This window comes from Pseudomonas sp. P39-UII1 (genome assembly GCF_039672635.1).
In the GTDB taxonomy this organism is placed as follows: domain Bacteria; phylum Pseudomonadota; class Gammaproteobacteria; order Pseudomonadales; family Pseudomonadaceae; genus Aquipseudomonas.
In genome coordinates this window covers 1-17,113 of record NZ_JBDFPP010000003.1, presented here as the reverse complement: position 1 = coordinate 17,113, position 17,113 = coordinate 1, and the positions used below count along the sequence as shown (strand labels likewise).

The 17,113-nt window shown below is 63.1% G+C and carries 15 protein-coding genes; 4 read left to right on the top strand and 11 right to left on the bottom strand.

The window, feature by feature from the left end:
- The 7 genes from ABEH27_RS05250 to tcyJ form a co-directional block, all read right to left on the bottom strand.
- Window positions 1-801: a MetQ/NlpA family ABC transporter substrate-binding protein gene (locus ABEH27_RS05250; protein WP_346612549.1), complete on the bottom strand. Its 801-nt coding sequence runs from the start codon at window positions 799-801 to the stop codon at window positions 1-3.
- Entirely contained in the window at window positions 794-2,185 is a 1,392-nt protein-coding gene (locus ABEH27_RS05245; protein WP_346612548.1) for an LLM class flavin-dependent oxidoreductase, read from the bottom strand. The genes ABEH27_RS05250 and ABEH27_RS05245 overlap by 8 nt, the downstream gene beginning before the upstream one ends.
- On the bottom strand, window positions 2,185-3,369 hold the full coding sequence (locus ABEH27_RS05240; protein WP_346612547.1) for an SfnB family sulfur acquisition oxidoreductase: 1,185 nt from the start codon (window positions 3,367-3,369) through the stop codon (window positions 2,185-2,187). The genes ABEH27_RS05245 and ABEH27_RS05240 overlap by 1 nt, the downstream gene beginning before the upstream one ends.
- A 139-nt stretch (window positions 3,370-3,508) precedes the next feature.
- Window positions 3,509-4,750, bottom strand: coding sequence for an SfnB family sulfur acquisition oxidoreductase (locus ABEH27_RS05235; protein WP_346612546.1), 1,242 nt, complete (start codon window positions 4,748-4,750; stop codon window positions 3,509-3,511).
- Window positions 4,751-4,967: 217 nt separating this feature from the next.
- Entirely contained in the window at window positions 4,968-5,726 is a 759-nt protein-coding gene (gene tcyN, locus ABEH27_RS05230) for an L-cystine ABC transporter ATP-binding protein TcyN (RefSeq protein WP_346612545.1), read from the bottom strand.
- A 2-nt stretch (window positions 5,727-5,728) separates the two neighbouring features.
- Window positions 5,729-6,397, bottom strand: coding sequence for a cystine ABC transporter permease (gene tcyL, locus ABEH27_RS05225; RefSeq protein ID WP_346612544.1), 669 nt, complete (start codon window positions 6,395-6,397; stop codon window positions 5,729-5,731).
- Window positions 6,394-7,188 (bottom strand): cystine ABC transporter substrate-binding protein, encoded by a 795-nt coding sequence (gene tcyJ, locus ABEH27_RS05220; protein ID WP_346612543.1) that lies wholly within the window; start codon window positions 7,186-7,188, stop codon window positions 6,394-6,396. Before tcyJ ends, tcyL begins: the two co-directional genes overlap by 4 nt.
- Window positions 7,189-7,458: 270 nt before the next feature.
- Between tcyJ and epsC the strand changes: the two genes are divergently transcribed.
- Together epsC and betT are read left to right on the top strand one after the other, a co-directional pair.
- On the top strand, window positions 7,459-8,391 hold the full coding sequence (gene epsC / locus ABEH27_RS05215; protein ID WP_346612542.1) for a serine O-acetyltransferase EpsC: 933 nt from the start codon (window positions 7,459-7,461) through the stop codon (window positions 8,389-8,391).
- Between the two features lie 244 nt (window positions 8,392-8,635).
- Window positions 8,636-10,597 carry a choline transporter BetT gene (gene betT, locus ABEH27_RS05210; protein ID WP_346612853.1) on the top strand — a complete coding sequence of 654 codons (1,962 nt, stop codon included), beginning with the start codon at window positions 8,636-8,638 and terminating at the stop codon, window positions 10,595-10,597.
- A 123-nt stretch (window positions 10,598-10,720) separates the two neighbouring features.
- Here betT and tauD read toward each other — a convergent pair whose 3' ends face one another.
- Genes tauD through tauA form a run of 4 tightly spaced genes read right to left on the bottom strand, consistent with a single transcriptional unit; the run spans window position 10,721 to window position 14,212 of the window.
- Complete coding sequence (tauD, locus tag ABEH27_RS05205; protein ID WP_346612541.1) at window positions 10,721-11,554, bottom strand: taurine dioxygenase; 834 nt, start codon at window positions 11,552-11,554, stop codon at window positions 10,721-10,723.
- Between the two features lie 48 nt (window positions 11,555-11,602).
- On the bottom strand, window positions 11,603-12,442 hold the full coding sequence (tauC, locus tag ABEH27_RS05200) for a taurine ABC transporter permease TauC (protein WP_346612540.1): 840 nt from the start codon (window positions 12,440-12,442) through the stop codon (window positions 11,603-11,605).
- The gene (gene tauB / locus ABEH27_RS05195) at window positions 12,439-13,227 is read right to left on the bottom strand and encodes a taurine ABC transporter ATP-binding subunit (protein WP_346612539.1); all 789 of its coding nucleotides are present in this window, start codon (window positions 13,225-13,227) and stop codon (window positions 12,439-12,441) included. The genes tauC and tauB overlap by 4 nt, the downstream gene beginning before the upstream one ends.
- A gap of 13 nt (window positions 13,228-13,240) precedes the next feature.
- On the bottom strand, window positions 13,241-14,212 hold the full coding sequence (tauA, locus tag ABEH27_RS05190) for a taurine ABC transporter substrate-binding protein (RefSeq protein ID WP_346612538.1): 972 nt from the start codon (window positions 14,210-14,212) through the stop codon (window positions 13,241-13,243).
- A 496-nt stretch (window positions 14,213-14,708) separates the two neighbouring features.
- Here tauA and ABEH27_RS05185 point away from each other — a divergent pair, with 496 nt between their 5' ends.
- Together ABEH27_RS05185 and ABEH27_RS05180 are read left to right on the top strand one after the other, a co-directional pair.
- A complete protein-coding gene (locus tag ABEH27_RS05185) occupies window positions 14,709-16,037 on the top strand; it encodes an OprD family porin (protein WP_346612537.1) in 1,329 nt (442 codons plus the stop codon).
- Window positions 16,038-16,201: 164 nt separating this feature from the next.
- A complete protein-coding gene (locus ABEH27_RS05180; protein ID WP_346612536.1) occupies window positions 16,202-16,840 on the top strand; it encodes a peroxiredoxin in 639 nt (212 codons plus the stop codon).
- Window positions 16,841-17,113 lie beyond the last annotated feature (273 nt).

Here is a 17,113-nt window from a genome sequence, read left to right as displayed (position 1 = left end):
TCAGCCTTCCCAACCGGCTTGGTAGAGGCTGCCATGGGCCTGGTTCAGGGCTTCGCGCACGGCGGGCGAGTGCTGGTAGATATCGACGAACTTGGCCAGGCGCGGGTCGTCCTTGCTCTGTGGGCGGATGACGAACTGGATCACGTATTCCTTGTTTTCCAGGCCGTCGAACAGCAGCGCGGAGGTGGCGTCGAAGGTCTTGGCCAGGCGGATATAGGCCGGGTAGCCCTGCACCAGATCGGCGTCATCGTAGGCGCGCACCAGCTGCACGGCTTCTACCTGGAGGATTTTCAGCTTCTTCGGGTTGGCGACGATGTCGTCCTCGGTAGCCTTGTAGCCGACACCCGGCTTGAGCGTGATCAGCCCGGCCTTGGCCAGCAACTGCAAGCCACGGCCACTGTTGATAGGGTCGTTGGCGATCGCCACGCTGGCGCCCTCGGGCAGCTCGGCGAAGCTTTTGTACCGCTTCGAGTAGAGGCCGACGTTGTTGATGATGCCGGGCGCGAAGGGCACCAGGTTGAACCCGGCGGCAGCCTTGGCGTTCTCCAGGAAGGGGATGTGCTGGAAGTAGTTCACGTCGATGTCGCCGCTGTTGAGGCTGACGTTGGGGGCAATCCAGTCACTGAACTCGATCAGCTTCACTTCCAGCCCTTGCTTGTGCGCTTCTGCCACGGCGGCTTCCAGCGGGATCGCGAAGGCGGCGGTGGTGCCGATTTTCAGCGGCTCGGCAGCGCAGGCGCCGCCGGCCAGGCCGAGGGTGAGGGCGATGGCCGCGACGGGCCGGAACAATTTCTCAAGCATGGTGCGCAACTCCGGTCGTGGCAGAGGTAGAGGTGTGGCGGTAAGCCGAGCCGGGGTGGTCGGCCGGCAGGTGCGGGTGGTCACGTTGGAACAGCTTCTCGCGCAGCGTGCCTTTGGCGTAGGCGGTCTTGTAGCGGCCACGCTGTTGCAGTTGCGGCACCACCAGGTCGATGAAGTCTTCGAAGCTTTCCGGGGTGACGGTGCGGGTGAGGTTGAAGCCGTCCAGGCCGGTTTCATCGATCCAGGCGATCAGTTGCTCGGCGACCTGTTCGGGCGCGCCAACCAGGGTCACGTAGCGCCCGCCCAGTGCGTGCTGCTCCAGCAGGCGGCGGCGGGTCCAGGCGTTCTCCTGCAGCTGGCGGGTGGCCGACTGGATGGCGTTGCCCTTGCTGGCGCCGATCGGCTCGTCCAGCGCATAGGCGGCAAAGTCGATGCCGGTGGAGGCGGCGAAGTGCGCCACGCCCGCTTCCGGGCTGGCATGGCGCAGGTACTCTGCGTACTTGGCCTGGGCCTGCTGCTCGGTGGGGGCGACGATCACCGTGATACCCATGAACACCTTGACCGCCTGCGGATCGCGGCCGGCAGCCTCGGCGGCCGCGCGTACCTTGTCGACCTGGGCGCGGGTTGCCGTTTTGTCATGGCCACTGATGAATACGCATTCGGCATGGTTGCCGGCGAAAGCCAGGCCCCGTGGCGAGCTGCCGGCCTGGAACAGCACCGGGGTGCGCTGCGGCGAGGGCTCGCACAGGTGATAACCCTCGACCTTGTAGAACTCGCCCTGGTGGTGGACCTTGCGCACTTTTTCGGGCTCGGCATACACCCGTCGTTCGCGGTCTTCGACCACTGCATCGTCGGCCCAGCTGCCTTCTAGCAGCTTGTACAGCACTTGAAGGTACTCATCGGCCTGGTCATAGCGGCGGTCGTGTTCCGGCTGCTGCTCCAGGCCCATGGCGCGGGCGGCGCTGTCGAGATAGCCGGTGACGATGTTCCAGCCGACCCGGCCGTTGCTCAGGTGGTCGAGGGTAGAGAGGCGCCGGGCAAACAGGTAGGGCGCCTCGTAGGAGAGGTTGGCAGTGAGGCCGAAGCCCAGGTGGCGGGTGACGGCGGCCATGGCCGAGACCAGCAGCAGGGGGTCGTTGACCGGCAACTGGATCGACTCTTTCAACGTGACGTCCAGCGACTTGCCGTAGACGTCATAGGTACCGACGATGTCGGCGATGAACAGGCCATCGAACAAACCGCGTTCAAGCAAACGCGCCAGGTCGGTCCAGTAGGCAAGGGACTTGTACTGCGTCGAGGTGTCCCGTGGGTGAGTCCACAGGCCGTGGTTGATATGCCCGATGCAGTTCATGTTGAAAGCGTTGAGGAGGATTTCCTTTGCCATCAGATGGTCCCCCGGCGCGGTGGGTTTTCGGCGTTGAGGTAGTAGTTGCCGATGGCGTGGTACTTCCAGCGCACCGGGTCGTGCAGGGTGTGCACTCGGGCGTTGCGCCAGTGGCGGTCGAGATTGTGCTCGGCCAGGGTGGCCTGGCTGCCGGCCAGCTCGAACAGCATGGTGCCGGCGGCGAGGGCAATCTCGGTGCTGATGGCCCGGGCTTCGGCGACGGCGATGGAGGCGGCGGCGACGCTATCGGCGTTGCTGTCGGCCTGGGCGCGGTCGAGGTACTCACCTGCGCGTTCGAGCAGCGCTTCGGCGGCGTGCAGGCGGATCGCCAGGTGGCCGAAGCTCTTCAGGGTCAGCGGGTCTTCGCTGGCCTTGTCCAGGCCGGAGTCGACCCACGGGCGGCTGCGCGTGCGTACGAAGTGCAAGGCATCTTCATAGGCCGCGCGGGCGATGCCGGTGTCGATGGCCGCGTGGAGGATCTGCGCCAGCGGGCCGACCGGAGTGGGGCGCTCGAAGGCCGACTGGAACGGCACCACATCCTCGCTGCGCACGAACACGTTGTCGAAGACTACCGAGCCGCTGCCGGTGGTGCGCTGGCCAAACCCGCTCCAGTCGTCGATCACCTGCAGGCCTGGGCTGTCGGCCGGTACGAAAACCAGTTGCTGCACGCCGTCTTCATCGACCACCGAGGTCGGGATGCGCTGGGCGTAGAGCGCACCGGTGGCGTAGAACTTGCGGCCATTGATGCGGTAGCCGTCGCCTTCGCGGGTCAGGCGGGTGGTGCGGTCGTGGGCGGTCTTCGTGCCGAGTTCGGCCAGGGCGTTGCCAAAGCGTTGGCCAGCGAGTACGTCGGCATAGAGGCGTTGCTGCTGCTCGGGGCTGCCGTTTACCCGCAGTACTTCCAACGCGTAGAAGTGGTTTTGCGGGATTTGCCCGAGGGAGGCGTCGGCCTGGGCGATGCGGGCGATGACCTTGGCCAGGGTGACGTTGGACACACCGGCGCCGCCGAAAGCCTTGGGCACGCTGATGGCCCACAGGCCGGCGCGGGTGAACAGCTCCAGTTCGGCGTGCGGGAGGCGGCGTTCGCGGTCGCGCAAGGCGCTGTCGCGGCGCAGTTGCTGGGCGATTTCTTCAGCGACGGCCAGGGCTTGGGAATCGCTGGTGATAACAGATGTTGTTGTCATGGTGTTCTCCGGGCCCCTAGGGTCCGCTTTGCGGCCCAATCGCCGGCAAGCCGGCTCCCACAGGTTTGGCGGTGTCGCTTTGAATGTGGGGGCCGACTTGCCGGCGATCAGGCTGCAAAGCAGCCCCATAGGCTAAAAATCAGATCCAGGAATGCCGCGCAGGCAGGGTGCCGTTCAGGTGGTACGCGCCGACTGCGTGATACTTCCAGCGCACCGGGTCGTGCAGCGTGTGCACCCGGGCATTGCGCCAGTGGCGGTCGAGGTTGAATTCGGCAAGGGTGGCGCGGCTGCCAGCCAGCTCGAACAGCTTTTCGCTGGCCTGTAGCGAAATCTCGGTGGTCAGCACCTTGGCTTCGGCTACCGCAATCGAAGCCCGCGCGGCGGCGGCAGCATCGATCGGCGCGGCATTGACCTCATCGAGCACCCGCGCAGCCCTGCGCAGCAGAGCCTCGGCGGCATGCAGCTCGAGTTTCAGGCGGCCGATGTCGGCAATCACGTAGGGGTCGTCGCTGGCGCGCTCGACCTTGGCCTCGATCCACGGCCGCGATTTTTCGCGCACGAAGTGGATGGCATCTTCAATCGCGGCCTCGGCGATACCGGCATCGATGGCGGCCTGGATCAGCTGCGAGCCGGCGCCCTGGATATTCGGGGTATCGCGCTGGCGCCAGTTGTCGATCACAAGGTCTGCATCGACCGGCACCTGGTCGAGCAGCACAGTGCCGCTGGCGGTGGTGCGCTGGCCGAAACCGGACCAGTCATCAACGATGCGCAGGCCAGGCGAGCCGCGGCGCACGAACGCCAGGCGCTGGCGGCCTTGGTCGTCCAGTGCCTTGACCGCGACCCAGTGGGCGAACAGCGCACCGGTGGAGTAGAACTTCTCACCGCTGATGCGATAGCCGTCGCCCTCGTGGGTGATCCTGGCCTTGAGCGTCAGGGTGTCCTTGGTGCCGCGTTCGGGCCCGGCGTTGCCGATGCGCCAGCCGTCGAGCACGCTGCGGAAGATCAGCGCCTGTTGCGCCTCGGTGGCGGTCAGGCGCAGCAGCTGCAGCATGCCGAACTGGTTCTGCGGAATCTGCCCCAGGGCCGGGTCGGCGGCGCTGATGAGGCGGAACACTTCGGCGATGGTTTCGAACGAGACGTCGGGGCCGCCATGGGCCTTGGGCACGCTGATGCTGCCCAGGCCGCTGCGGGTGAACTGTTCAATTTCAGCCCAAGGCAACTTGCGTTGCTGATCGCGGCGGGCAGCTTGCTCGCGGGCGGTCTGGGCGAACTCGCGGGCCGCTTGCAGGGCTTCGGCGTCGTTGCGCAGTACCTCGGCCGGCAGCAGCAGGGGCGAGCTGTCGAGGTCGCTGTGGAGCGGGGTATTTAGCTGGGTGGTCATCAGAACCGAACCTCACAAAGGGATGCGTCGCTTCAGCTGATGGCGACAAACGTTTGCTGGTCCGGTGGTCCGGTTTATATACCCTAAAGGCTTATCAAAATATTATGAACTAACCTTTTGGAATATATATAGAAGTGCGGATTTGTGGGGTGTGTGCTGGCCTCATCGCGGGCAAGCCCGCTCCTACAAGCGATGAGGCCAGTCAATCCAATGAAGATTATTCGGACGCCGCAGTCCCGAGAAACTTGCGCAAGAACTGCCGGGTCCGCTCTTCCTTCGGGCTGGCGAACAATGCTTTGGCCTCGCCCTGTTCGACGATCACGCCTTTGTCGAAGAAGATCACCCGGTTCGCCACATCACGTGCAAAGCTCATCTCGTGGGTGACGATGACCATGGTGCGCTTCTCTTCGGCCAGGCCGCGGATGGTCGCCAGCACTTCGCCGACCAGCTCCGGGTCAAGCGCCGAGGTGGGTTCGTCGAACAGGATCACCTCGGGCTCCATGGCCAGTGCCCGGGCGATAGCCACGCGTTGCTGCTGGCCGCCGGAGAGGCGCCGGGGGTAGGCGTCTTCCTTGCCCGCCAGGCCGACCTTTGCCAGCAGCTTGCGGCCCAGTTCGATGGCCTGGGCGCGTGGCGTCTTCTTCACCACCACCGGCCCTTCGATGACGTTCTCCAGGGCGGTGCGGTGAGGGAACAGGTTGAAACTCTGGAACACGAAGCCCGCCTGCTGGCGCAAACGGCGAATCGCGCTCTGCTGGCCGCCGAGCGGGCGGTTGGCATCGATGCTGATGGCGCCGATCTGAATGCGCCCGGCATCGGGCGTTTCCAGCAGGTTGAGGCAGCGCAGGAAGGTGGTCTTGCCCGAGCCGCTGGGGCCGATGATGGCCACCACTTCGCCGGGTTGCACGGTCAGGTCGATGCCGTTGAGCACGGTCTGCCCCTTGAACTGCTTGGTCAGGCCTTCTACTACGATCATCTTCAGTGCTCCTGGTCGTGCTGGTTGACCCGCGCTTCCATGCGGTTCTGGAAGTGCGCGAGGATGCTGCAGAGGACCCAGTACACCACCGCAACCGCAAGGTACATGGTGAACACTTCAAAGGTGCGTGCGGTAATCAGCTGCGCCTGGCGGAACAGCTCGGGCACCTGGATTGTCGCCGCCAGGGCGGTGTCCTTGACCAGCGAGATGAAGCTGTTGCCCAGCGGGGGCAGCGCGGTGCGCAAGGCCTGCGGCAGGATCGCCCGGCGCATGGCCTGGGTGCGGGTCATGCCGATGCTGGCGGCGGCCTCCCACTGGCCACGGTCGATCGAGGAGATCGCCGCCCGCAGGATTTCGCAGATGTACGCGGCCATGTTCAACGACAGGCCGATCAGCGACGCCGGGATCGGATCGAGCTCGATGCCGATCTGCGGCATGCCGAAGTAGATGACGAACAGCTGCACCAGCAGCGGCGTGCCGCGGAAGAACGAAACATAGATACGTGCCAGCCAGTTCAGCGGCAGGATCTTCGACAGCCGCATCAGCGCCAGGGCAAAGCCCAGCAGCAGGCCGAAGAACATGCCGCCGACACTCAGCAGCACTGTGTAACCCGCGCCCTTGAGCAGGAAGGGCGCGGAATCGACAACGAGTTGCAGGCTTTCAGCGATCATTTGGTGACATCGGCACCGAAGTATTTCTCGGACAGCTTGGCCAGGGTGCCGTCGGCCTTGAGCTTGTCGATGGCTTTGTTAAGGGCCGCCAGCAGCTCAGGTTCGCCTTTGCGCAGGGCCACACCGCTTTCCAGGCGCGAGAAGGCGTCGCCGGCAAGCTCGGTGTCCTTGGCTTTTTGCGCATACTCCAGCGCGGCCAGGCGGTCGATCAGGATGGCGTCGATACGGCCGTTGCGCAGGTCGGCGAACTTGGAGGGGTCGTCTTCATAGGTGCGCACTTCGGCCTTCGGCACGTCCTGCTTCACCCACTGTTCGTAGTTGGTGCCCAGGCCTACGCCGACTTTCTTGCCGGCCAGGTCCTGCGCAGTCTTGATGTTCAGGTCTGCGGCTTTCTTCTTCAGCACCAGCGCCTGGATGCCGGAGATGGTGTAGGGCTCGGAAAAGTCGTACTTCTTCTTGCGCTCCTCGGAGATGGTCACCTGGTTGACCACAACGTCCAGGCGTTTGGACTCCAGCGCCGCGAGGATGCCATCCCATTTGGTCGGCTGGATCTTGGCCTTGACCCCCAGCTCTTTGGCCAGCAGTTCCGAAAGCTCCACCTCGAAACCGGCCAGTTTGCCGTTTTCGTCCTGGAAGCTGAACGGTGGGTAGGTGCCTTCCAGGCCGACGTTGATCACGCCTTTTTCCTGGATGGTCTTCAGCTGCTCGCCGGCAAAGGCCTGGCCGAGCAGGCCGGCACCGAGCACGATGGCCAGGCTGGCATTGATAAAGGGTTTGGCGAATTTCGACATGTCAGGCCCCGCGCTTGTTGTGGAAGTGGTGGGTGGCGACTATAGGGTTGGCTTCATAGGCCAGGAAATAATAAAAACTTATTTTCTTATGCGTTTTTTGCGTTATGTCATGCTTACGCTGCATTGAGGGTAGGCCACTAAAGCGATCCCCGTCATCGCGGCTTATGCCCGACTTAGCGCAGGATGGAATAAAGCGTTGTTTTTTCCAAGGGGCGGATTTGCCGTAAAGTGGTTTGCAAAATGTCTGATTGGCCCTGGCAGGAGATCACCGTGAGCGAACAACCCTCATCCGCGCATTGGCAATTACACAGCATCGTCAGCGGCCTGCGCGGCGCCCGTGAGCAGTGGCGCAGCCGCAATGGCCGAAGCATTGGCGAGCAAGGCGGGCGCGAGCTGCCTTCGCGCGAAGCGATGCGCCAAGTGCTCGAGCAACTGTGCGGTGCGCTGTTCCCGATGCGCCTAGGCCCGGTCGACCTGCGCGAGGAGAGCGAGGACTTCTACGTTGGCCACACCCTCGATGCTGCCCTGACTGCGCTGTTGGCCCAGGCGCGGCTGGAGCTGCGTTACGCCGCACGCCAGACCAACGCCGACCTGGCTGGCGTCGATGCCCAGGCGCTGCGCCTGATCCAGGACTTTGCCGCAGCACTGCCAGGGCTGCGCGTGCTGCTCGATACCGACGTGCTGGCGGCATATCACGGTGACCCGGCAGCGCGCAGCGTCGATGAAGTGCTGCTGTGTTACCCCGGCATTCTGGCCATCATCCATCACCGCCTGGCCCATCACCTGTACCAGGCCGGCTTGCCGCTGCTGGCGCGGATCAGTTCGGAACTGGCGCATTCGGCTACGGGCATCGACATCCACCCGGGGGCGCAGATTGGCCAGAGCTTCTTCATCGACCACGGGACGGGTGTGGTGATTGGTGAAACCGCGATCATCGGTGAGCGTGTGCGTATCTACCAGGCCGTGACGCTGGGGGCCAAACGCTTCCCCAGCGATGAGTCGGGGACCCTGCACAAAGGCCTGGCGCGTCACCCGATCGTCGAGGACGACGTGGTGATTTACGCGGGCGCGACCATTCTGGGAAGGATCACCATCGGCAAGGGGTCGACCATTGGTGGCAACGTGTGGCTGACCCGCAGCGTGCCGGCGCAAAGCAACATCACCCAGGCCAATCTACAGTTGGATTGCCAGGACAAGCACTGACTCGCAACAGCGCTGCCTGTAGCGGCGTTATCGCGGCACAGGCAGGCGCCGATCAGCGCCCAGGTTCGCATTGAAATTCGATCCATGTTTAACTTGAACGCTTGTTCAACGAAAACAACGCTGGTCCGCTGCCGGTGTTCAACAGGAGGATTCCTTTGCTGAACCCGTTCATTCCGAACCTCACGTCATTCGACGAGGTGCATGCCCCATGAGTGCACCGACCCCTTCCAACAGCACGATCCGCATGAACCCCCCGGTGTTCTACTTCGCGGCAAGTTTCATCCTCATCTTCGGCCTGGTGGTCATCGCCCAACCGCAAGCGGCGGGCGAATGGTTGCTGGCGGCACAGAACTGGGCGGCCAACACGGTCGGCTGGTACTACATGCTGGCCATGACCCTGTACCTGGTCTTCGTGGTGGTCACCGCCTTGTCTGGTTACGGCAAGATCAAGCTCGGTGCCGACCACGACGAGCCCGAGTTCAGCTACCTGTCATGGGCCGGCATGCTGTTCGCCGCCGGTATCAGTATCACGCTGTTCTTCTTCTGCGTTTCCGAACCCCTGACCCACATGCTGCAGCCCCCGCAGGGCGAAGCGGGCACGGCCGAGGCCGGGCGCCAGGCGATGCAGATCCTGTTCCTGCATTGGGGCCTGCATGGCTGGGGCGTATTCGCCTTCGTCGGCATGGCACTGGCGTACTTCGCCTATCGCCACAACCTGCCACTGGCCCTGCGTTCGGCGCTGTACCCGCTGATCGGCAAGCGCATCAACGGGCCGATCGGCTATGCGGTGGACGGCTTCGGCATCATCGCCACGGTGTTCGGCCTGGGCGCCGACATGGGCTTCGGCGTGCTGCACCTGAACGCAGGCCTCGACTACCTGTTTGGCATCAGCCATAGCCAGTGGGTGCAGGTCATCCTCATCGCCTTGATGATGGGCGCGGCGGTGGCAGTGGCGGTCGCCGGGGTGGAGAAGGGCGTGCGGGTGATGAGTGACATCAACCTGTTCCTGGCCTGCGCGCTGCTGCTGTTCGTGCTGTTCGCCGGACCTACACAGCACCTGTTCAACACCCTGATCCAGAACCTCGGCGATTACCTGGGCGCCTTGCCACGCAAAAGCTTCGATGTTTACGCCTATGGCGACAACCGCGACTGGCTGGGTGGCTGGACGGTGTTCTATTGGGCGTGGTGGATTGCCTGGGCGCCGTTCGTGGGGCTGTTCATCGCCCGTATTTCGCGTGGCCGCACCATCCGCGAGTTCGTCTTCGGGGTGCTGTTGATTCCGTTGGGCTTCACCCTGGCGTGGATGTCGATCTTCGGCAACAGCGCGCTGGACCAGGTCATCAACCACGGCATGACCGCCCTTGGCCAGTCGGCCCTGGACGACCCGTCGATGACCCTGTACCTGCTGCTGGAAACCTACCCGTGGAGCAAGACGGTGATCGCCGTCACGGTGTTCATCAGCTTCGTGTTCTTCGTCACCTCGGCCGACTCGGGCACGGTGGTGCTGTCGACCTTGTCGGCCAAGGATGGTGGCGCTGACGAGGACGGCCCGAACTGGCTGCGGATCTTCTGGGGCGCGATGACGGCGCTGATCACCAGCAGCCTGCTGTTCGCCGGCAGCATCGATTCGCTCAAGTCGGCGGTGGTGCTGACCTCACTGCCGTTCTCGCTGATCTTGCTGTGCATGATGTGGGGCCTGCATAAGGCGTTCTACCTGGAGTCGCAGCGCCAGATCGCGCAGATGCACTCGTTGGCACCGTTCGCGCAATCGCGCCGCGGCCGTGGTGGCTGGCGCCAGCGCCTGAGCCAGGCCGTGCACTTCCCGTCACGCGATGAGGTGTACCGGTTTATGGACGACGTGGTGCGCCCGGCGATTGCCGAGGTGCGTGAAGTGTTCGAGCAGAAGGGCTTGGTGCTGGTGACCCAGGATGATCCGAGCCATGACAACGTCAGCCTGAAGGTGGGCCATGGCGAGGAGCAGCCGTTCATCTACCAGGTGCAGATGCGCGGCTACTTCACGCCGTCGTTCGCCCTGGGTGGGTTGGGCACGCAGGATCTGAAGAACCGCCGCTATTACCGGGCGGAAGTGTACCTGAGCGAGGGCAGCCAGAATTACGACCTGGTGGGCTACAGCAAGGAGCAGATCATCAACGACATCCTCGACCAGTACGAGCGGCATATGCAGTATCTGCATCTGGTCCGTTAGATCGCCGGGGCCGCTTTGCGGCCCTTTCGCCGGCAAGCCGGCTCCCACAGGGTTTGCAGCGCTGCGGTCTCTGTGGGAGCTGGCTTGCCGGCGATTCGAGGCCAACGGCCTCGCCCGCCATCATCAGAACGGCGCATCCCCCAGGATGGTCGCCCGGTGCATCACCCGCCGGTTCGGCCGGTAATCATCCACCGCAAAATGCTGGGTCACGCGGTTGTCCCAGAACGCCACGTCATTCTCCTGCCAACGCCAGCGGATGCTGAACTCCGGCCGCGTCGCGTGAGCGAACAGCAGCTTCAGCAGCGCCTCGCTTTCCAGTTCGCTCAGCTCGTTGATCCGCGTGGTGAACCCTTCATTGACGAACAGCGCCTTGCGCCCGCTCACCGGGTGGGTGCGGATTACCGGGTGCGACAGCGGCGGGTTGTTGCGCCGGGTCGCTTCCCAGCGCGCCAGGTCTTGCGGCGTGGTGCCGAAACGCTCCAGCGGGAACGACTTGGTGAAGTCGTGTGTGGCGGTGAGGCCATCGAGCATTTCGCGCAGCGGCGCCGAAAGGGCTTCAAAAGCCGCAATCCCGCTGGCCCACAAGGTATCACCGCCATAGGCCGGCAACTGCTTGGCGCTGAGTACGGCGCCCAGCGCCGGGGTCGGCAGGAAGGTCACATCGGTGTGCCACACGGCGTTGTCGCGCACGTCGGTGACTGCGGTGTCGAGTATCAGCACCTGCGGGGTTTCCGGCACATTGGGGTAGATCGGGTGAATGTGCAGGTCGCCGAAGCGAGCGGCAAAACGTGCTTGTTGTTCAGGCGTGATCGGTTGATCGCGGAAGAACAGCACCTGGTGCTTGAGCAGCGCCTGCTCGATGGCGTCGCGCTGCTCGGCAGTGATCTCGCGGCTGATGTCCACGCCGCTGATCTGCGCGCCGAGGGCCGGGCTGAGTGGGGTAACGGTCAGGCTCATGTCTTTTCTCGTTCCAGGCGCCGGGTTGCCGGCGTAGTCAGTCAGCAATCAGTGGCTTTGCCCGTGCCAGGGCACCAGCTTGCGTTGCAGGGCGCGCAGGCCCATCTCCAGGGCGAAGGCGATCAGCGCGATGAGCAGGATGCCCAGCACCACCACATCGGTGACCAGGAACTGCGACGCCGATTGCACCATGAAGCCCAGGCCGCTGGTGGCGGCGATCAGTTCGGCAGCCACCAGGGTCGACCAGCCGACCCCCAGGCCGATACGGATACCGGTAAGGATGTCGGGCAGGGCGCTGGGCAGGATCACGTGGCGGATCAACTGCGCCCTGGTTGCGCCCAGTGACTGCGCGGCGCGCAGTTTGGTCGGGTCGACAGTGCGCACGCCGGTGGCGGTGGCGATGGCAATTGGGGCGAAGATCGCCAGGTAGATCAACAGCACCTTGGACAGCTCGCCGATACCGCACCAGATGACGATCAGCGGCAGGTAGGCCAGTGGCGGGATTGGCCGGTAGAACTCGATCAGCGGGTCGAGGATGCCGCGGGCGATGCGGTTGTAGCCGATGGCGATCCCGACCGGGATGGCGGTCAAGGTCGCGGCGCCCAGGGCCAGGCCGATGCGGCCCAGGCTTGCGCCCAGGTGCTGCCACAGGCTGGCATCCATATAGCCTTGGGTCAGCAAGGTCCAGGCCCGGGCCACGATGTCACCGGGCGAGGGCAGGAACAGCGGCTCGATCCAGCCGACGGCCGTTACCAGCCACCACGCCAGCAGCAGGCTGGCCAGGGTCAGGGTGCTGATCCAGCGGGTGGACAGCTGCCGGCGTGCTTTGACCACAGGCCGGGGTGCAGTGTCGTGTTTGCCGGCGACCGGCAGATCCAGGCTGCTCATGCGCGCTCCTGCAGGTTTTGGCGTTGGGAGAACACCCGCGCCAGCACATGCTCGCGGGTTTCGATGAAGCGCGGGTCGGACTTGATCGCCCGGGCCGATTCACCGGCGGCATAACGTTGGCCGAAATCCAGTTGCAGGCGCTCGACCACGCGGCCCGGGTTGGGCGCCAGCAGCACCAGCTCGGTGGCAAGGAACACGGCTTCTTCGATGTCGTGGGTAATCAGGAACACTGGCTTGGCGGTGCGCTGCCAGACCTGCAGCAGCAGTTCCTGCATCTGCTCGCGGGTGAACGCGTCGAGTGCGCCGAACGGTTCGTCCATCAGCAGTACCCGGGGGTCGGCCGCCAGGGCGCGGGCCAGGCCTACACGTTGCTTCTGGCCACCGGACAATTGCCAGATACGCCGCTCGCCAAAGCCTTCCAGGTCAACCAGCGCCAGCATCTCGCGGGCCTTGGCCTCACGCTGGGCACGGGGCACACCGGCCAGTTCCAGGCCGAAGGCGACATTGCCCAGCACGTTCTGCCAGGGCAGCAGGGCATCGTCCTGGAACACCACGCCGCGCTCCGCACCGGGGCCTTGCACGGGCGCGCCGTCGAGGGTGATGCGCCCGCCGCTGGGGGCGACGAAGCCGGCAATCAGGTTGAGCAGCGAGGTCTTGCCGCTGCCCGACGGCCCAAGGGCCACCAGCAGCTGGCGTGGCCCCAGGCTCAGGTTGATGTCGGCCAGCACCGGGGTGCTGGCGCCAGGGTACTGTGCGCTGATGCGCTCCAGTTCAAGCAAGGCCATGACGGGCTCCGGATCAGTTTGGAAGGAACTTGTCGCTGACGTACGGCGAGTAGTCCGGCAGCACGGCTTCGACCTTGCCTTGCTGCTTGAGGAATGTGGCGGTATCGGTCAGTGCCTGGGTAGTGGGCGCACCCAGGGCGTTGGCCTGGTCGGCAGCCAGCGGGTACACGTTGCCTTCAAGCAGCACCGGAATGTCGCTGGCCTTGGCGCCAGACAACTTGACCAGCTTGTCTACGTTGCCCTTGTCGGCCAGCCAGGCTTTCGGGTCCTTGCGGTAGTCGGCGTACGCATCGAGGGTGACCTTGGCAAAGGCCTTGACCACTTCCGGGTGCTTCTCGGCGAAGTCCTTGCGCACGATCCAGGCGTCGAAGGTCGGTGCGCCTTTCTTGGCCAGGTCGCCCGAAGTGATCAGTACCTTGCCGTTCTCCTTGGCCACGCCCAGGGCCGGGTCCCAGACGTAGGTGGCGTCGATGTCACCGCGCTTCCAGGCAGCGATGATCGCCGGTGGCGCGAGGTTGAGGATCTGTACCTTGGACGGGTCGATGTTCCAGCTCTTCAGCGCGGCCAGCAGGCTGTAGTGGCCGGTGGAAACGAATGGCACGGCGACCTTCTTGCCGATCAGGTCTTGCGGGGTCTTGATGCTGTCGCGGGCTACCAGCGCCTCGCCAGCGCCAATCTGAGTAGCGATGAGGAAGGTTTCGACCGGCAGTTTGCGGGTGGCGGCAGCGGCCAGCGGGCTGGAGCCGAGGTAACCGATCTGCACATCGCCGCTGGCCACGGCGGTGATCACATCTGCGCCGTTATCGAACTTGCGCCAGTCGATGCTGGCGTTGCTGGCTTTTTCGTAGTCGCCATCGACCTGGGCCACCTTGGCCGGGTCGACCGTGGTCTGGTAGGCAACGGTCAGGTCTGCGGCCTGGGCGAACCAGCTGGTGCCGGCGAGGGTCAGGGCAGCGAACAGGCGCAGCGGAGCATGCGGGATCATGGTTGAACCTCTCGTCAGGCAAAGAGTGTGGTGGATGGCGAGAAGACTAGATGATCTAAGAAATCGAAAATAAATAACTTTTTAGAATTAGCTTAGGAGCCAAATGCTTTAAGCCCTCTAGACCTTGGCGGGCAGTGGCGAAACCCGAAGCGGCTGCTAGGCTTTTTCCGTTTTACAGAACGATGAGGAATAAGGTTATGAGCAAACGTTTGCAAATAACCTAAAGCTATGAAGGATGCATGCCGATACAGCTTTTGGCAGTAAAGGTTCAGGCCATATTCCGTAAAAATCTTACGAATTAATAAAACGGTCATTTTGGATTTATAGGATTGTCATTATCCTGTAGCGCAGGGGGCCTTAGACCAAAGTAGTGAAATGTTCGGTAACGATTGACTTACCGGTCACTCTTTGGGACTAAATCGCCAATCCACGGTGAGAGGGGCAAAAGATCCCACCGCCAGAGATACACAAAAATTAGAACGTAGAGGAGCAAAACATGTACAAGTCCAGCCTGGCTCTGGCCGTGGCACTGGGGGTTCTCGCCCAGCAAGCAGGCGCTGCCGGTTTCGTTGAGGACAGCAAACTGTCGCTCAGCTCGCGCACCATGTACTTCAACAACGACAACCGTGATGGCGGCGCCGACAACCGCGAGTCGGGTCAGGGCTTCAAGCTCGACTACCTGTCCGGTTTCACCGAAGGCACCGTTGGTTTCGGCGTCGATGTCCAGGCCCTGTGGGGTATTCACCTGGATGGCGGCCGCGGCAAGCACCCTGACAACAGCACCTTCTTCCCGAGCGACAGCGACGGTTCTGCTGTGAGCCAGTGGGCGCGCGTGGGCGGCAACGCCAAGGCTCGCTTCTCGAAGACCGAAGTTCACTACGGTAGCGCGCTGGCGCCGAACCTGCCGATTCTGGTCTCCAACGATGGCCGTCTGCTGCCGCAGACCTTCGAGGGTGGCACCATCCAGTCGAAGGAAATCGACAACCTGACCATCAACGCCGGTCAATTGACCCATGCCATGGGCCGTGCGTCGAGCAACCGTACCGGCCTGTCGGTGGCGGGCGCTACCCAGGACAGCAACAAGTTCCGCTACGGCGGCCTGGACTACAAGCTCACTCCAGACCTGACCCTGCAGTACTACTACTCGAACCTGGAAGACTTCTACAAGCAGCACTTCCTGGGCGCGACTCACGTGTTCAAGATTGCTGACGACCAGTCCTTCAAGACCGACCTGCGCTACTTCGACAGCAGCAGCGACGGCAAGAACGGTGAAGCTGGCTACCGCTTCAGCAACAACGGCGGCTATGCCAAGAACGCTGGCGAAGTCGATAACAAGACCTGGTCCGCGATGTTCACCTACACCCTGGGTGGCCATGCGCTGATGCTCGGTCACCAGCGCGTCAATGATGACGGTGGCTTCGTCTGGCTGAACCAAGGCAACGTCGTGGATGGCAACGGCCGTCCTGAAGGCGCCGGCGGTTCCAGCTTCTACCTGTTCACCGACAGCATGATCAACCAGTTCGCCAAGGCCGGTGAAAACACCACCTTCGGCCAGTACTCGTATGACTTCGCGCGTCTGGGCGTGCCAGGCCTGAAAGCTTCGGTCGCCTACCTGAAAGGTGAAGATGGCAAGAACGCCAACGGCAACGGCCACTTCAGCGAATGGGAACGTGACGCTCGCGTCGACTACGTGATCCAGGAAGGCACCTTCAAAGGCCTGGGCGCCAGCCTGCGTCACGGCGTATACCGTGGCACCGGCACCAGCTCGCTGGCTGACCAGGATCAGACCCGTCTGATCTTCAACTACACTTACAACTTCCTGTAAGCCGTAGCTGATCAAGAAGCCTCGCCCAGAGCGAGGCTTTTTTGTGCCTGTTATTTCGTATGCCTAATGGTTATAAATAAATCAGTATTTATTCTTTTTGTTTTGCATCGGAAGCAGGCACATTGAACCCACAAGGCCAGAACACAGCACAGGAGCCGCACCCCATGAGCCTCAAACTCGGCGACATCGCCCCCGACTTTGCGCAGGATTCCAGCGAAGGCAAGATCCACTTCCACGAATGGCTCGGCAACAGCTGGGGTGTGCTGTTCTCCCACCCGGCGGACTTCACGCCGGTGTGCACCACCGAGCTGGGCCTTACCGCCAAGCTCAAGGACGAATTCGCCAAGCGTGGGGTCAAGGCCATCGCGCTGTCGGTGGACCCGGTCGACTCGCACCACAAGTGGATCGAGGACATCAACGAGACCCAGAACACCGTGGTCAACTTCCCGATCATCGCCGACGCCGACCGCAAGGTGTCCGACCTGTACGACCTGATCCACCCGAACGCCAGCGACACGCTGACCGTACGCTCGCTGTTCGTCATCGACCCGAACAAGAAGGTCCGCCTGACCATCACCTACCCGGCCAGTACCGGGCGCAACTTCAACGAAATCCTGCGGGTGATCGACTCGCTGCAGCTGACCGACAACCACAAGGTCGCCACCCCTGGTAACTGGCAGGACGGTGACGAGGTGGTGATCGTGCCTTCGCTCAAAGATGAGGAAGAGATCAAGCAGCGCTTCCCCAAAGGTTACCGGGCGGTCAAACCCTATCTGCGCCTCACCCCGCAACCTAACCGTTAAAGAATTCTCGTTGCATTGCTCTTAGCCATAGCAGGGATATTCGGGCCGTTTCGACGGCCCTTTTTTATGCCGGAACAAAACCTGTGGCCTCCTTCCCGCATAAGCCCGCTTTCATAGAACAAACGCTAATTCAATGATTTGGCGGGGATCCTGTAGATACCGTCTTGACCCTCACCCTGCAAGAGCGATTTTGGGATCAAACGGTATCCCCGACTTCACCACCCCGTAAACCAGGTGCAGCAGCTTGCGCATCGCCGCGCAAACGATCTGTTT

What these genes read in the sequence shown, in the direction of transcription:
- ABEH27_RS05250 (WP_346612549.1), bottom strand. Translation starts at nt 801, where the DNA reads ATGCTTGAGAAATTGTTCCGGCCCGTCGCGGCCATCGCCCTCACCCTC.
- ABEH27_RS05245 (WP_346612548.1), bottom strand. Translation starts at nt 2,185, where the DNA reads ATGGCAAAGGAAATCCTCCTCAACGCTTTCAACATGAACTGCATCGGG.
- ABEH27_RS05240 (WP_346612547.1), bottom strand. Translation starts at nt 3,369, where the DNA reads ATGACAACAACATCTGTTATCACCAGCGATTCCCAAGCCCTGGCCGTC.
- ABEH27_RS05235 (WP_346612546.1), bottom strand. Translation starts at nt 4,750, where the DNA reads ATGACCACCCAGCTAAATACCCCGCTCCACAGCGACCTCGACAGCTCG.
- tcyN (WP_346612545.1), bottom strand. Translation starts at nt 5,726, where the DNA reads ATGATCGTAGTAGAAGGCCTGACCAAGCAGTTCAAGGGGCAGACCGTG.
- tcyL (WP_346612544.1), bottom strand. Translation starts at nt 6,397, where the DNA reads ATGATCGCTGAAAGCCTGCAACTCGTTGTCGATTCCGCGCCCTTCCTG.
- tcyJ (WP_346612543.1), bottom strand. Translation starts at nt 7,188, where the DNA reads ATGTCGAAATTCGCCAAACCCTTTATCAATGCCAGCCTGGCCATCGTG.
- betT (WP_346612853.1), top strand. Translation starts at nt 8,636, where the DNA reads ATGAACCCCCCGGTGTTCTACTTCGCGGCAAGTTTCATCCTCATCTTC.
- tauD (WP_346612541.1), bottom strand. Translation starts at nt 11,554, where the DNA reads ATGAGCCTGACCGTTACCCCACTCAGCCCGGCCCTCGGCGCGCAGATC.
- tauC (WP_346612540.1), bottom strand. Translation starts at nt 12,442, where the DNA reads ATGAGCAGCCTGGATCTGCCGGTCGCCGGCAAACACGACACTGCACCC.
- tauB (WP_346612539.1), bottom strand. Translation starts at nt 13,227, where the DNA reads ATGGCCTTGCTTGAACTGGAGCGCATCAGCGCACAGTACCCTGGCGCC.
- tauA (WP_346612538.1), bottom strand. Translation starts at nt 14,212, where the DNA reads ATGATCCCGCATGCTCCGCTGCGCCTGTTCGCTGCCCTGACCCTCGCC.
- ABEH27_RS05185 (WP_346612537.1), top strand. Translation starts at nt 14,709, where the DNA reads ATGTACAAGTCCAGCCTGGCTCTGGCCGTGGCACTGGGGGTTCTCGCC.
- ABEH27_RS05180 (WP_346612536.1), top strand. Translation starts at nt 16,202, where the DNA reads ATGAGCCTCAAACTCGGCGACATCGCCCCCGACTTTGCGCAGGATTCC.